The organism is Bacillus sp. 7884-1 (genome assembly GCF_002272245.1).
GTDB lineage: Bacteria > Bacillota > Bacilli > Bacillales > Cytobacillaceae > Neobacillus.
The window spans coordinates 1-15,571 of the sequence record NZ_NPDD01000225.1; the positions used below are offsets into that span (position 1 = coordinate 1).

A 15,571-nucleotide genomic window follows, 5' to 3' on the forward strand; every position below is an offset into this window, starting at 1 on the left:
CAAAGTTTTTTCACTTTAGTGAAAATAACCAAAGTTATTTACGAAGCAAAATAACCATCACACTACATATTAAACTTTGCCTTAAATCATTATGATTTAAGGCTTTTTTATTGTTCAAGACAAATAATTTATACTGCCAGGTCAAAGGACTTAATGGCTATAAGTGATCAAAAACTTGAAAGAAAAGCAAAAACGGTCACTCATGAAGGTGATGAGAGCCCGAAGCTGCAAAAAGAAGAGATGACGGTCACTAATAAAGGCAACCTGTATATATATACAAAATCTTGTCGAGTTGAGTCATTCGCATGAAAGCGGTTAAAATAGTAGTTAATAAGGGGCAGGAGGTACAGTATGAGAAAACTATCTATTATTGGGATGCCGATGGATTTAGGTCAAATGAGACGTGGAGTTGATATGGGACCTAGTGCTATCAGATATGCGGGAATAAATGAGAGACTGAAACCACTTTTTGACCAAATTCATGACATGGGGGATATTCCAATTGGAAGACCTGAAGTGGTGATCGATAAAGAATCTAATTTGAGAAATTTAGACCTCGTTGCTGAAAAAAGTACACTACTAGCAGAAAAAGTGGATGAAGTCATTCAATCAGGATCCTTTCCACTTGTTTTGGGTGGAGACCACAGCATTGCCATTGGCACATTAGCGGGTGTTTCAAAGCATTATAAGAACCTAGGGGTTATTTGGTATGATGCACATGGTGATTTGAATACGGCAGAAACCTCGCCTTCAGGAAATATACATGGCATGCCGTTAGCTGTGAGTTTGGGTATTGGTCATCGTTCCTTAACAGATATCGCAGGGTATGCACCAAAGGTAAAACCAGAAAACGTGGTTATTATAGGTGCAAGATCTCTTGATGAAGGCGAAAAGATACTAATCAAAGAAAAAGGTATTAAAGTATATACTATGCATGAGATTGATCGATTAGGGATGGCACAAGTGATGGAGGAAACGATTACATACTTAAAAGAAAGAACAGATGGTGTTCACTTATCACTGGATTTAGACGGATTAGACCCTAATGATGCTCCGGGGGTAGGGACTCCAGTGATGGGCGGCATTAGTTATCGTGAAAGTCATTTGGCAATGGAAATGCTCGAAGAGGCTCAGATTATTACCTCAGCAGAATTTGTAGAAGTTAATCCTATTTTAGATGAGAAAAATAAAACCGCGAGAGTTGCTGTCGAATTAATGGGCTCCTTGTTCGGAGAAAAATTATTATAATCTTTAAGCAGCAGCTTTCCAAGAAAGCTGCTGTTATTATTTCAGTTTTAAAATGAATAAGCCTTCTTATATCCAAAATTAGTTAATTTTTGTTAATATAAAAAGTATGTAAGAAGATATTATTTATATTGAAACCTTTTTGCTTATGATTCGTAAGATTGTATAGCCGCATTGGAGCTGAGATAAATTAATGGAAGCCCTTATAAAAAAAAGAATTAAACAAGTTATAAAAGGCGATCAGGACGCATTTGCTGAAATTGTTGAAATTTATAGTAACAGCATTTTTCAGCTTGGGTATCGAATGCTGGGAAATCGCCATGAGGCAGAGGACATTGCACAGGAAGCCTTTATCCGTGCATATGTTAATATCAAATCATTTAATCAGGATTTAAAATTTTCTACATGGTTATTTAGAATTGCGACAAATTTATGTATCGACAGAATTAGGAAGAAGAAACCAGATTACTACCTTGACGCAGAAGTTTCTGGAACAGATGGTCTTACCATGTATTCACAGCTTTCTTCGAACTCGCCTTTACCTGAGAATGAATTGGAAAGTCTTGAACTCCAAGAAACGGTTCAAAAGGAAATATTAAAGCTGCCTGAAAAATACAGGTCAGTTATTGTTCTGAAATATATGGAAGAGTTGTCACTAAATGAAATAAGCGAAATCCTTGATATGCCATTAGGCACAGTTAAAACCCGTATCCATCGTGGACGCGAGGCATTGCGACAACAATTACGTTATGTGTGATAAGAGGTGAAACACGTTGAAGTGTAATGATGAAATCGTTGACTTAATGCATGAATACCTAGATGAAGAAATTGACCCTGCAAATGAGATGATTTTAAGAGAACACCTCAAAGGCTGCAAGGAATGTGAGACACTGTTCAATGAGTTTAAGAAGACGATTGCAGTGGTAAAAGGAACGTCTAGAATGCAGGCACCACCTGATTTTACAGCGAAAGTGATGGCCAGCCTGCCGAGGGAAAAGAAAAAGGTAGGCATGCAACGATGGCTGAGAAATCATCCGCTGATTGCTGCTGCTTCCTTATTTTTGGTTTTAATGATGGGAAGTGTATTATCAACATGGAATCAAGAACGGGAATTTTCTGTTTCTAAACAGGAAAATTTAGTGGTACAAAACGATACGGTGATTGTCCCTGAAGGAGAAGTCGTCAAGGGTGATGTCATCGTTCGAAACGGCAAGTTAAAAATCGAGGGTGAAGTACAGGGCGATGTAACGGTTATAAACGGGGAAAAGTATTTAGCTTCTGCCGGACATGTAACGGGCCAAATTGAAGAGGTTAATGAAGTATTTGATTGGATTTGGTACCACATGAAAAAGACAGCCTTTGATGTTATTGATATCTTTAATGAAAGTGAAGAATAATAAAAAGAAGTCACTCAGCAAGTGGGTGATTTCTTTTTTAATGATAAGTATTTGAATGACAAATAATAGGTACAAGTGGCATTTATGGTATAATATATGGGTTATAAGTTAGACAAATTTACGGAGGAAAAACAATGCCGTTTTTTGAAGATTTTACAATATGGAAGTACCTAGCTAGTATTGTTGATATTCTCCTTGTTTCGTATGTCATTTATAAGTTATTAAACCTTATAAAAGGAACGAAGGCTGTACAATTACTAAAAGGAATTGTAGTGATTCTCCTTATTAGAGTTGTCAGTGAGTTTTTTGGTCTAAATACACTAAGCTGGTTAACGCAGCAAGCTATTGATTGGGGATTCTTAGCCGTAATCATTATCTTTCAACCGGAGCTTCGGAGAGCCCTTGAGCAATTAGGAAGAGGGCGGTTTTTTTCAAGAAGCAGTGGGCCTGAGGATGAGGAACAACAGAAGATGGTGGACGCAATTATTAAAGCAACAGATTATATGGCGAAACGACGCATTGGTGCCTTAATTTCCATTGAGAGGGAAACAGGGATGAGTGATTACATTGAAACGGGTATCCCGCTGGATGCAAAAATATCTTCTGAATTGCTTATAAATATTTTTATTCCAAATACACCACTTCATGATGGTGCTGTCATTATCCAAAAAAACAATGTAGCGGCGGCTGCGTGTTATCTTCCCTTATCTGAAAGTCCCTTTATCTCAAAGGAACTAGGTACAAGACATCGTGCCGCTCTAGGAATTAGTGAAGTTACAGACAGTTTAACCGTTGTCGTTTCAGAAGAAACCGGAAATATCTCTCTCACGAGAAACGGAGAGCTTCACCGAAATTTAACATTAGAAGGATTTAAGGAATTAATCTCTCATGATCTAATTGTTACCAGCACGAAAGTAAAACCGGCTTCTTCAGCTCGTTGGAACTGGAGGGGAAAGAGTAATGGATAAACTAATGGATAATCCCTGGTTTATTAAAATAATGGCCATATTACTGGCAGTTCTACTATTTTCTGTCGTCCCTAATTCTAACAGCAAGACAAACGAAATTAATGTACCAGGGGGAAATACCACAGAGACCTTAGTTGATATTCCTGTAAAAGCTTATTATGATACAGAAAACCTTGTAGTGACAGGAATCCCGGATACGGTTGATGTAACGATTGAAGGACCAATACCCCATGTACAGTCAGCAAAGGCTTTAAAAAACTTTGAGGTATTTGTGGATATAACCAATGCTAAAATTGGAAACCAAAAGGTAACAATTGAAGTTAGTGGTTTATCAGATAAATTAAAAGCAACCATCAAGCCAAGCTCGATAACCGTAGCAGTTCAAGAAAAGGTCACGACTGAGTTTACGGTAGAGGCAGAATTTGATAATGATTTGATAAAAGAGGGTTATTCTGCGGGACAACCCACCGTTAAGCCAAATAAGGTAAAAATCACAGGTGCAAAAGATGTAGTCGATCGAATTACATATGTAAAAGCAGCACTTGAAGGCGGAGATATACTCGATAGTACTGTGACAAAAGAGGCACAAGTACAGGTACTTGATAAAGAACTAAATAAACTGAATGTAGTCGTTGAGCCGGAAATCGTAGAAGTTACAATTCCAATAAAGAGCAATACAAAAACCGTCCCAATCAACATCCTTGAAAAAGGTACTCCGCAAGAAGGAATCACGATTGAATCGATGGAATTAGATGTTAAGGAAGCCGCAATTTCAGGGGATGAGAATGTTTTAAAAAATACGGAAAATGTCCGTGTTGAAGTGGATGTAAGTAAAATAAGTGAAAGTACGACCCTGACTTTACCGGTTATTATCTCAACCGGAATAACAAAAGTAACACCTGAAACGGTAAAGGTAAACGTGGTTGTAAAGAGTGATGTAGAGAAAACTGTATCTGGTGTCCCAATTAAAATTAGAAATTTACCTGAAGAATATGAGGCGGTCATCAATGACCCAGAGAATCGAGTAGTAAATTTATTAGTCTTTGGAACAGGGACAGCAGTAACTGAGCTAGGACCAAACAACTTCGATATATTTATTGATCTAAATGGACTTACAGAGGGTGAGCATAACGTGAACATTCAAGTGAATGGGCCGCCAAATGTAAATTGGGAACCTGATAAATCAGCTGCAAAAATTACGATAACAAGAGACAACGCATAAACACACAGCAGTATACATGATAAGGAGCGATTTTGAAAATGGGAAAATACTTTGGTACCGATGGCGTCCGCGGCGTTGCAAATAGTGAATTAACACCTGAATTAGCATTTAAATTGGGACGTTTCGGGGGTTTTGTATTAACAAAGGATAAGGACAGACCAAAAGTACTAATTGGTCGTGATACCCGTGTTTCCGGACATATGCTAGAAGGGGCATTAGTAGCAGGTTTACTTTCTATTGGTGCAGAGGTAATGCGCTTAGGGGTCATCTCGACTCCTGGGGTATCCTATTTAACAAAGGCACTGGGAGCCGAAGCCGGTGTAATGATTTCCGCTTCACACAATCCGGTTGCAGACAATGGAATTAAGTTCTTTGGTCCTGATGGATTTAAGCTTTCTGATGACCAAGAACTTGAGATTGAAGAATTAATCGATATGTCAGAAGATCAGCTGCCTAGACCAGTAGGTGCAGACCTAGGTCAGGTCATGGATTATTTTGAAGGTGGTCAAAAGTACCTTCAATACTTGAAAAATACAGTTGATGAGGATTTCTCAGGCATACACATTGCATTAGACTGTGCTCATGGAGCTACTTCTTCCCTTGCGACGCATCTATTTGCCGATTTAGATGCGGATATTTCCATTATGGGTGCTTCGCCTAATGGTATTAATATTAATGCTGGAGTAGGTTCAACACATCCTGAAGCTTTAGCGGCAATGGTCAAGGAAAAAGGTGCAGATGTGGGGTTATCGTTTGATGGTGATGGGGACCGTTTAATTGCCATAGATGAAAAAGGTAATATCGTCGATGGTGACCAAATTATGTTTATTTGTGGAAAGTATATGAAAGAACAGGGTCGTCTAAAACATAGCACAATTGTTTCAACCGTAATGAGTAATCTTGGGTTTTACAAAGGCTTAGAGGGCTATGGAATTCATAGTGTACCAACGGCAGTTGGAGACCGTTATGTGGTAGAAGAAATGAAGAAAAACGGCTTTAATCTTGGTGGGGAGCAATCTGGTCATATTATTTTCTTAGACTATAATACAACTGGTGACGGCCTTTTAACTGGATTGCAATTAGTAAATATTATGAAATCAACTCAGAAAAAATTATCCGAATTAGCTGCAGATATGAAAAAGTTTCCCCAGAAGCTTGTTAATGTTCGGGTAACGGATAAACACCATGTTACGGATAATGAGAAGGTAAAAACAGTCATTGAGCAGGTGGAAGGAGAAATGAATGGGAACGGCCGTATTCTTGTTCGCCCATCAGGCACAGAACCACTAGTCCGCGTCATGGCTGAGGCACCTACCGAAGAATTATGTGCAGCATATGTTGACCGAATTGTTTCTGTTGTAAAAGCTGAAATGGAATTAAAAGAATAGATTATTGGATATGCATAAGGGACGATAATGAGCCCTTATGCATATTTTATTATGTAAAGGAAAAATTAAACAACTTTCCTATTTTTTATTTTATTGACGAATGGTGATTCATCAGTTACGATTAGTTTGCTTTGTTTCTTAAAAGGTAAAACTAATTTTGAAGGAGGATAGTTGATAAGAAAGTTTAAGTTTAATAAAAGCGCCTGAACTAACCAGTGTGGGTTAGTTGACGAGGAGGAGGTTTATCGAATGTTCGGCGGATACCTCCCGGTTGAACGCACAACCGATTATTTCTTCTTTAAAACGCCGAGGCAACTCGGTGCACAAAGAGAGGAAAATGCGCATACTAAACATAGCAATAAAAAAGAAGAAGGTATATACAGATACCTTTCGAAAACAGAGATAAGGGGGCAAGGTGAGCCTCCAAAGCGTTCTTGCCCCCTATATCAGGGAGGAAAAGAAAATGTGTGGAATTGTTGGATATATTGGAATGAATGATACGAAAGAAATTTTATTAAAGGGCTTAGAAAAGCTTGAATATAGAGGTTACGACTCGGCAGGAATTGCTGTTATGAACGAAAAAGGTGTCCATGTATTTAAGGAAAAGGGACGTATTGCTGATTTACGTGAGATTGTAGATTATGACGTTTTAGCTAATAGCGGAATTGGTCATACACGCTGGGCTACTCATGGAGTACCAAGCAGAACAAATTCCCATCCCCACCAAAGTGCATCTGGACGGTTTACCCTTGTTCACAATGGTGTAATTGAGAACTATGATCTTTTAAAGCGAGACTATTTAGCAGATGTAACGTTTGTAAGTGAAACTGACACAGAAGTCATTGTTCAATTAGTTGAAAAGTTTGTTCACGAAGGCTTAGAGGTTTTAGAAGCTTTTCGTAAGACGCTTTCACTCTTACATGGCTCCTATGCCCTTGCCTTATTAGATGAACAAAACAGTGAAACTATTTTTGTTGCAAAAAATAAAAGCCCATTATTGGTAGGCTTGGGTTCTGATTTTAATGTTGTTGCGAGCGATGCGATGGCAATGCTTCAAGTAACAAACGAATACGTAGAGCTTATGGATAAAGAAATCGTTATTGTCATGAAGGATGAAGTAACCATCCAGAATCTTGATGGAGAAACGATTACTCGTACTTCTTACATTGCTGAATTGGATGCAAGCGACATTGAAAAAGGCACATACCCTCATTACATGTTAAAAGAGATTGATGAGCAGCCTGCAGTTATGCGTAAAATCATTCAAGCATACCAGAATGAACAAGGTAAATTAACGATTGATCCTGAAATCATCTCTGCAATGAACAACGCTGACCGCGTTTATATTATTGCGGCCGGAACATCCTATCATGCAGGACTAGTTGGGAAGCAGTTCATTGAAAAGATGGCGAAAATTCCTGTAGAAGTTCATATTTCAAGTGAGTTCGGCTATAATATGCCTCTTCTCTCTGAAAAACCTTTGTTCGTCTTTATTTCACAGAGCGGTGAAACTGCGGATAGTCGTGCTGTTCTTGTTAATATTAAGGAAATGGGTTATCAATCATTAACGATTACGAATGTTCAGGGTTCAACTCTTTCTCGTGAAGCTGATCATACTCTATTGCTTCATGCTGGTCCTGAAATTGCAGTTGCTTCTACAAAGGCATATACAGCACAATTAGCTGTTTTGGCGATTTTAGCGGAAGTAACAGCAAAAAGCCGCAACCTTGACCCAGGATTTGACCTTATTCACGAACTTGGCCTGGTTGCTAATGCTATGGAAGTTCTTTGTGATTCAAAAGAAATTATTGAGCATATTTCGAGGGAGTTTTTATCTGTAACTCGTAATGCCTTCTTTATTGGACGTGGAATTGATTACTATGTTGGGCTAGAGGGAGCACTGAAGCTAAAGGAAATTTCTTATATTCAAGCAGAAGGCTTCGCTGGTGGAGAATTAAAGCATGGTACAATTGCCTTAATTGAAGAAGGTACCCCAGTAATCGCACTTGCAACCCAAGAAAGTGTAAACCTAAGCATTCGCGGTAACGTTAAAGAAGTAGTTGCCCGCGGCGCAAACCCATGCATTATTTCAATGAAGGGTCTAAACATGGACGAAGACAGCTTCGTTATTCCGGAAGTACATGATTTATTAACACCACTTATCTCTGTAATACCATTACAAATTCTTGCTTATTACGCTGCACTGCACCGTGATTGCGACGTTGACAAACCACGTAACTTAGCTAAATCAGTGACAGTTGAGTAAGGCATAGCCATTGACCCGTTCCTTTTTGAGGATCGGGTCATTTTTCTATTAATAGAATAAACAATAAAGGTTCATTCTTTGTTAACAATTTAATAAGGAAACAATTCGGAAGATTCTTGACACTTATCCTCAATAGATGTTACTATTTTCCTCTGTGACGAAAAAGGAGGGAATAACAGTTGATAAAATTAGAAGGCATAACGAAATCTTTTAAAGTGGCAAAGCGTTCAAATGGATTGCTACAAGCTACCAAATCACTTTTTTACCGAGAGCATACGATTGTGGAAGCCCTAAAAGATATCACTTTCACGATTGAACCCAGTGAAATTGTTGGGTACATTGGTCCGAATGGTGCGGGGAAATCGACAACGATTAAGATTATGAGCGGCATTTTAGTTCCTGACGGGGGAACATGCAGTATCATGGGTTTCACACCATGGAAGAACCGGGTAGAGTATGTAAAAAATATAGGCGTTGTCTTTGGTCAGCGTTCGCAGCTTTGGTGGGATGTTCCGGTCATTGATTCATTTGAGCTATTGAAGGATATATACAAAGTCCCTCCACAAGAATATAAAACAACCTTAGATCTGCTAGTAGAAACACTAGAATTAAAAGAAATCATAAACGCTCCAGTAAGACAATTAAGTTTAGGACAGAGGATGCGCTGCGAAATTGCTGCTTCATTAATACATAACCCCAAAATCTTATTCTTAGACGAACCGACGATTGGCCTTGACGCCGTTTCGAAAATAGCAGTCCGCCAGTTTATTAAAACCATCAATCAGGAAAAAGGCGTCACCGTTGTCCTCACTACCCACGATATGAATGACATTGAAGCTCTAGCCAATCGAGTGATATTAATTGGTAAAGGCAGCTTGCTCTATGATGGAAAAATAGAGGAATTGAGAAAACGTTTTGGAACGCAAAAAACGATTACGGCTGATTACCGTAAAAGTTCAATTCCTATAGATATTCCTGGAACAAGTGTAATCTCTTGGGCTCCCGAACATGTTGTCCTTAATATTGATACGGAACAGACACTTACCTCTGAGGTGATTACCAAACTATCCAACCAGGTAGAACTTCTCGATGTCACAATCGAATCACGGCCAATAGAAGATATTATTGTCCAGCTGTATAAGGAGTTCCAAATATGAAAGTGTACGCATCGGTATTAAAAATTAGGTTATTAATTGGTATGCAATATCGATCAGCTGCACTGGCCGGGGTGGCAACGCAATTCTTCTGGGGATTTATTTCGATAATGGTATTTGAAGCATTCTATGAATTTGCTGCTGTAACACCGCCAATCTCATTGAAAGAGTTAATTACCTACATATGGCTGCAGCAGGCTTTCCTTGCTTTCATCATGCTTTGGTTTCGGGACAATGAATTATTTGATCTGATAACAAGCGGGAATATCGCCTATGAACTTTGCCGTCCTACAGATTTATATGGTTTCTGGTATGCTAAACTTCTGGCACAGAGACTATCAAGCGCATTACTACGCTGTTATCCTATCTTAATCGTGGCTTTCTTTTTACCAAAACCCTACAACATGACACTTCCTCCCAATGCTGTAACCTTTATTTTGTTTATCATTACTCTTTTATTAGGCTTACTGCTATTAGTAGCCATTTCTATGTTCTTATACATTTCCGTCTTTGTAACCTTATCGCCAATGGGATCACTGTTGATATTTGGAGTTCTAGGGGAATTCTTTGCGGGTTTGATTATACCTATACCTTTAATGCCTTTATGGCTGCAAAAAATTGCCTACGTCCTCCCATTTCGCTGGACTGCAGATTTTCCATTCCGTGTTTATTCAGGACATATAGCGCAAAGTGACGCCATAATCGGAGTTTTTATTCAATTGGGATATCTTCTAGGTCTCCTTTGGTTAGGAAAATTGGCGCTTAACAGTGCCCTAAAAAGAGTGGTCGTACAGGGGGGATAATGGGAGATGAATCTTTATTTTAAATATTTATTAATCTTATTTAAGTCACAAATGCAATACCGAACATCGTTTTGGCTATTATCAATTGGACAGTTCTTTATTCCTTTTTCGGTTTTTGCTGGGCTCTACTTTTTGTTTGAGCGATTCGGGCAGATAAAAGGGTGGGATTTCTTCGAAGTTGCCCTCTGTTTTGCGGTTATTCACATGGCTTTTTCGTTAAGTGAGTGTTTTGCACGGGGATTTGACACATTTTCAAGTTTAATTGTTAAGGGGGATTTCGACCGACTTCTGGTACGCCCTCGAAGCACCTTTCTTCAAGTACTAGGGTCTAAATTTGAATTCACACGAATAGGCAGGCTCCTGCAAAGTGCGATTGTTCTTATATGGGCATTGAATAATCTGCCCATCGAATGGAGCTTTATGAAAGCCGTTACCCTATTTTTTATGATTACCAGTGGTGTTCTAATATTTACGGGTATCTATATGCTTGCCGCGACGATGTGCTTTTGGACAGTTCAGGGGCTGGAAGTAGCAAATATCTTTACAGATGGTGGCAGAGAGATGGCTCAGTATCCGTTAAATATTTATCAAAAGTGGGTAGCCCGAATATTCACCTATGTCATTCCGTTTGGAACGGTAAATTACCTGCCGCTGCTGTTTATTCTTGGAAAAACAGCCGGGAATGAGCTGCTTTATATGCTTATGCCAATTGCGGGGAGTCTCTTTATTCTTCCTTGTTTTCTTGTGTGGCAATTTGGAGTAAGGCATTATCGGTCCACCGGTTCATGAGCAAAGCAGTGGGATTCCCACTGCTTACCTTTTTTTAGCCATATTTTCCTGTGCCATTTTGACAAGCTCCCGTACCATGCTGCCGCCTAACCTGCCGCCGACCTTCCCAGCTTGCTGTGAAGTGAGCTGACCATTGTATCCTTTCTTTAATGGAACACCTACCTCTTCGGCAGCCTCAAATTTAGCGTTCTCTGGATTTTGTGCCTGAACGACCCTTGCCTTTAAAGCATCTAATCCATTTCTAGCCTCTGGAACGAGAATTTTATTTCTTCTGGCCATGATGAAATCCCTCCTTTACGGTTAGGATGACCCATTTGCAAAAATAAACAGCAATGACTGGCTAAATCCTTATTTATCCAGTATAATAACTACAAATCAAGTCGGAAAAAATCAATGAAAAAGAGAGTAATTCTTTGGGAAGTCAAAGCGAGTCAGGGATGGTGGGAGCCTGATACGAAACAAAGGATGAAGCGCACTTTTGAGATGTTTGCCTGAAGAAAGTAGGGCAAACCGGAGAACCCCTCCGTTAACAAGCCAAGCTGGTTCTTTTGGAACAAGTAGAGTGGTACCGCGAGTTAACTCTCGTCTCTTCATAATAGAGACGGGAGTTTTTTGTTTTTTTTTACGAAATGCTGAAGCCCCTAGGCGCCGAAGCTGAACAAAGATAGAAATTGGAGGTCTTAATTATGAATTATAAACAGGAGCTTGCAAAGGTTTTATGTGAAGCGCTAGGACAGGAAATTCAGGTAAAAGAACTTGAAATGCTAATTGAAAAGCCGAAAAATCCACAGCTCGGTGATTTAGCCTTTCCATGTTTTTTATTAGCAAAGCTAAAAAGGAAGTCACCCAATATTATTGCGGAAGAGTTATGCGAAAGGATTCAATCACCCATTTTCGAAAAGGTCGAAGTGGTGGGAGCCTATCTGAATATCTTTTTAAATAAAAAATTGGTTTCGGAAGCTACGATTACTGAAATTATCAAGCAAAAGGAAAAGTATGGTTCCCTAGACATTGGGAATACCCGTACAGTAACCATTGATCTGTCGTCGCCAAATATCGCAAAACCATTCTCAATGGGTCATTTGCGTTCAACGGTTATCGGAAACGCTATGGCATTTATTGTAGAAAAATGTGGATATAAACCTATTAGAATTAATCATATAGGTGACTGGGGTACTCAATTTGGTAAATTAATTACTGCCTATAAGCTTTGGGGAGAAGAAGAGAAGGTCAAACAAAACCCGATTAAGGAATTATTATCCCTCTATGTTAAGTTCCACGATGTAGCAGAAAATGACCATACACTTGTTGAACAGGGGAGAAGCTGGTTTAAAAAGCTTGAAGACGGAGATGAGGAGGCTTTATCACTTTGGCAGTGGTTCCGTGAAGAGTCTTTAAAAGAGTTTTCTAGAATATACGAATTAATGAACGTTCAATTTGATTCTTTTGCAGGCGAAGCTTTTTATAATGATAAAATGGATCGTATTGTCAAGCTGTTAGAAGAAACCCAATTGCTAGTGGAATCTGACCAGGCGCAAGTGGTTGACCTGACAGACGAAGGATTACCACCATGTTTAATTAAAAAATCCGATGGAGCGACGCTTTACGCAACGCGTGATTTAGCAGCAGCCCTTTACCGTAAAGAAAACTATGACTTTGACTTGTCATTGTATGTCGTTGGTAATGAACAGAGTCTTCATTTTAAACAGTTAATCGCAGTATTAGAAAAGATGGGCTTTTCATGGGCAAAGAATATGGTCCATATTCCGTTCGGGATGATGCTTAAGGACGGAAAGAAAATGTCGACCAGAAAAGGGAAGGTCGTCTTATTAGAGGAAGTACTAAATGAATCCATCACGATGGCAAGACATAATATTGAAGAAAAAAATCCAAACCTCACAAATAAAGACGTGGTAGCGAAACAGGTGGGTGTCGGGGCAGTTATGTTCCATGACCTAAAAAACTATCGAATGAATGATATAGAATTTTCGTTAGAAGAAATGCTGCGTTTTGAAGGAGAAACTGGTCCTTATGTCCAATATACTTATGCAAGGGCATGCTCTATTTTACGCAAAGCAAACTGGCAAGTAGACCATGCAGTAAAACAATCGTCTTCATCCTGGGAAAAGGAGAGGAAGGTTGTAAGTTTACTTACGGAGTTTACTAACGCTATTAAAAGAGCAAATGAACAGTTTGATCCATCACAAATCGCTAAATATATTGTGGATCTCGCACAAGCCTTTAATAAATATTATAGCGAGGTAAAAATTCTAGAAGATGGTGCAGAACAACAAGAACGCTTAGCACTTGTTTATTCCGTGACGATTGTTTTAAAAGAAGGATTGAGATTATTAGGGATCGAAGCACCAGAAGAAATGTAATAAAAATTTGGGGGAATAGTAGAATGAGTGAACTTTTGTTTAATAATATGGAGCTTACAAGAAGTTTCTTTATCAAGAATGTAGAAGCTGTTGAGGAGGGTCTCGTTGACGTACAACCTGAAGGGTTTAACAACACCATTCATTGGCATATTGGACATGTGTTAACGGCGGCTGAGAGCTTGATTTTTGATTTTCCTAAAAGTACCAACCATTTACCAGTGAACTATGGAATTATTCGCTAGAGGAACGAAACCAGTAGACTGGAAAGGAGATGTTCCTTCTATTTCAGTTTTAATTAGTCAGTTAAAAGAACAATTATCAAGAATGAAGGAGATTCCCGTTGAAAGTCTCAATGTGGAGTTAAAAGAGCCATTTCTTGGCCAAAAAACATTTGGTGAACTTGTAAATTTTGCACTGTTTCATGAGAATTTGCATTTAGGACATATCCAAGCTATGAAACGTGTTATCGAAACTGCCAAATAGTAGCAGGGAATATAGTATTTTTAATCCACCTTCTTGGTGGATTTTTTTTGCTAAAAGAAAAAGGGGGGGATGGAATAATAAAAAGTGAAAAACCTGAATTTTATTACTTTCCTTGAATGGATTGACACTAAGTATAGGTACTTTTATAATCTTTGTTGTGCTTGATATTTGTCAAAAATTGTCGAAATAAATTGTGTTTTCTATCTTCTTACATATTTGATAGAACATCATGAATAGGAGAGGGATTTGTTTGAAGTATCTACTATTTTTGGCTGCAATCATAATCATTTTTTTGTTAGCCTATATCGCAAGTAACAATAAGAAACGAATCAAGGTTAAACCGCTTGTCACTATGCTAGTATTACAGCTTATTTTTGCTTTTTTGCTGCTTAATACAGAAGTTGGGTTTGTCATTATTACAGCAGTCTCTAGTTTGTTCGACCATCTTTTAAGCTACGCTGCAGAGGGAATCAACTTTGTTTTCGGCGGAATGGCGAATGAAGGTGCAGGTCCATTCTTTATTAATGTCCTCCTGCCAATTGTCTTTATTTCAGTGCTAATTGGTATTGCACAGTATATTAAGGTTCTTCCTTTTATCATTCGATACCTTGGAATTATTTTAAGTAAGGTAAATGGATTAGGTAAGCTTGAATCCTATAATGCCGTTGCATCAGCTGTTTTCGGCCAGTCTGAGGTATTTATCTCTGTAAAAAAACAGCTTCCTTATATACCTGAACACCGCCTTTACACATTATGTACGTCAGCAATGTCAACGGTTTCTGCCTCCATTTTAGGGGCGTATATGACGATGATTGATCCGAAATATGTTATCACTGCCTTGGTTTTAAACTTATTTGGCGGATTCATGGTTGCCAATATCATTAATCCTTATGAGGTTTCAGCGGAAGAGGATATTATTGATGTTCAAGAGGGAGAAAAACAAACCTTCTTCGAAGTCTTGGGCGAATATATCATGGATGGGTTTAAAGTAGCCATTATTGTTGGAGCTATGTTAATTGGTTTTGTTGCATTAATCAGTATGATTAACCATGTATTTGATCTTATTTTTGGAGTTAGCTTCCAGACGGTTCTAGGATATGTGTTTTCACCACTTGCCTTTATCGTGGGTGTACCTGCGGCAGATATGGTTAAAGCTGGTACGATTATGGCTACCAAATTATTGTCAAATGAGTTTGTTGCGATGATGGATCTAGGAAAGATAGCAGATTCTCTATCCAGTAAAACAGTTGGGATTATTTCCGTATTCCTTGTATCGTTTGCAAACTTCTCATCTATTGGGATTATTACGGGGGCAGTAAAAGGACTGAATGAGGCGAAAGGAAATCAAGTTGCTAAGTTTGGACTTAAATTACTTTACGGTGCTACACTTGTAAGTTTACTAACAGCAGCAATCACAAGTATTATGTTATAAATAAAAGACTGTGTTAAAGCTTATTATTGATTTTGGCACTCTG

14 protein-coding genes, 1 pseudogene and 1 other annotated feature are annotated in these 15,571 nt (G+C 38.6%); of the genes and pseudogenes, 14 read left to right on the top strand and 1 reads right to left on the bottom strand.

All coding sequences use genetic code 11. The annotated features are described in order from the left end of the window. Window positions 1–351 precede the first annotated feature (351 nt). The 11 genes from rocF (at window position 352) to CHI06_RS24920 (ending at window position 11,232) form a co-directional block, all read left to right on the top strand. Entirely contained in the window at window positions 352–1,248 is an 897-nt protein-coding gene (rocF, locus tag CHI06_RS24870) for an arginase (RefSeq protein ID WP_095251276.1), read from the top strand. A gap of 190 nt (window positions 1,249–1,438) precedes the next feature. Continuing rightward, entirely contained in the window at window positions 1,439–2,002 is a 564-nt protein-coding gene (gene sigW, locus CHI06_RS24875; RefSeq protein WP_095251278.1) for an RNA polymerase sigma factor SigW, read from the top strand. Window positions 2,003–2,018: 16 nt separating this feature from the next. Then, complete coding sequence (locus CHI06_RS24880; RefSeq protein WP_095251280.1) at window positions 2,019–2,642, top strand: anti-sigma factor family protein; 624 nt, start codon at window positions 2,019–2,021, stop codon at window positions 2,640–2,642. Window positions 2,643–2,776: 134 nt separating this feature from the next. After that, window positions 2,777–3,610, top strand: coding sequence for a diadenylate cyclase CdaA (gene cdaA / locus CHI06_RS24885; protein WP_095251281.1), 834 nt, complete (start codon window positions 2,777–2,779; stop codon window positions 3,608–3,610). Next, the gene (locus tag CHI06_RS24890; protein ID WP_095251283.1) at window positions 3,603–4,832 is read left to right on the top strand and encodes a CdaR family protein; all 1,230 of its coding nucleotides are present in this window, start codon (window positions 3,603–3,605) and stop codon (window positions 4,830–4,832) included. Before cdaA ends, CHI06_RS24890 begins: the two co-directional genes overlap by 8 nt. A 38-nt stretch (window positions 4,833–4,870) precedes the next feature. Beyond that, window positions 4,871–6,220: a phosphoglucosamine mutase gene (glmM, locus tag CHI06_RS24895; protein ID WP_095251284.1), complete on the top strand. Its 1,350-nt coding sequence runs from the start codon at window positions 4,871–4,873 to the stop codon at window positions 6,218–6,220. Between the two features lie 249 nt (window positions 6,221–6,469). After that, entirely contained in the window at window positions 6,470–6,718 is a 249-nt protein-coding gene (locus CHI06_RS24900) for a hypothetical protein (protein ID WP_095251286.1), read from the top strand. Beyond that, window positions 6,684–8,486 (top strand): glutamine--fructose-6-phosphate transaminase (isomerizing), encoded by a 1,803-nt coding sequence (gene glmS / locus CHI06_RS24905; protein ID WP_095251287.1) that lies wholly within the window; start codon window positions 6,684–6,686, stop codon window positions 8,484–8,486. The genes CHI06_RS24900 and glmS overlap by 35 nt, the downstream gene beginning before the upstream one ends. 179 nt (window positions 8,487–8,665) lie before the next feature. Continuing rightward, entirely contained in the window at window positions 8,666–9,643 is a 978-nt protein-coding gene (locus CHI06_RS24910; RefSeq protein ID WP_095251289.1) for an ABC transporter ATP-binding protein, read from the top strand. After that, the gene (locus CHI06_RS24915) at window positions 9,640–10,443 is read left to right on the top strand and encodes an ABC transporter permease (protein ID WP_095251290.1); all 804 of its coding nucleotides are present in this window, start codon (window positions 9,640–9,642) and stop codon (window positions 10,441–10,443) included. Before CHI06_RS24910 ends, CHI06_RS24915 begins: the two co-directional genes overlap by 4 nt. Before the next feature lie 6 nt (window positions 10,444–10,449). Continuing rightward, a complete protein-coding gene (locus CHI06_RS24920) occupies window positions 10,450–11,232 on the top strand; it encodes an ABC transporter permease (protein ID WP_095251292.1) in 783 nt (260 codons plus the stop codon). A gap of 24 nt (window positions 11,233–11,256) precedes the next feature. Here the strand turns inward: CHI06_RS24920 and CHI06_RS24925 are convergent, their stop codons facing one another. Next, window positions 11,257–11,511 carry an alpha/beta-type small acid-soluble spore protein gene (locus CHI06_RS24925; RefSeq protein ID WP_095251293.1) on the bottom strand — a complete coding sequence of 85 codons (255 nt, stop codon included), beginning with the start codon at window positions 11,509–11,511 and terminating at the stop codon, window positions 11,257–11,259. Window positions 11,512–11,616: 105 nt separating this feature from the next. Continuing rightward, window positions 11,617–11,825: a binding site (T-box leader), on the top strand. Between the two features lie 93 nt (window positions 11,826–11,918). Here CHI06_RS24925 and argS point away from each other — a divergent pair. The 3 genes and pseudogenes from argS to CHI06_RS24940 all read left to right on the top strand — a co-directional run bounded on the left by argS (window position 11,919) and on the right by CHI06_RS24940 (window position 15,528). Continuing rightward, the gene (argS, locus tag CHI06_RS24930) at window positions 11,919–13,613 is read left to right on the top strand and encodes an arginine--tRNA ligase (protein WP_095251295.1); all 1,695 of its coding nucleotides are present in this window, start codon (window positions 11,919–11,921) and stop codon (window positions 13,611–13,613) included. A 23-nt stretch (window positions 13,614–13,636) separates the two neighbouring features. Next, window positions 13,637–14,096 (top strand): annotated as a pseudogene (locus tag CHI06_RS31195) (DinB family protein). Window positions 14,097–14,325: 229 nt separating this feature from the next. Further along, on the top strand, window positions 14,326–15,528 hold the full coding sequence (locus CHI06_RS24940; protein WP_373558171.1) for a NupC/NupG family nucleoside CNT transporter: 1,203 nt from the start codon (window positions 14,326–14,328) through the stop codon (window positions 15,526–15,528). The last annotated feature ends 43 nt before the right edge of the window (window positions 15,529–15,571 follow it).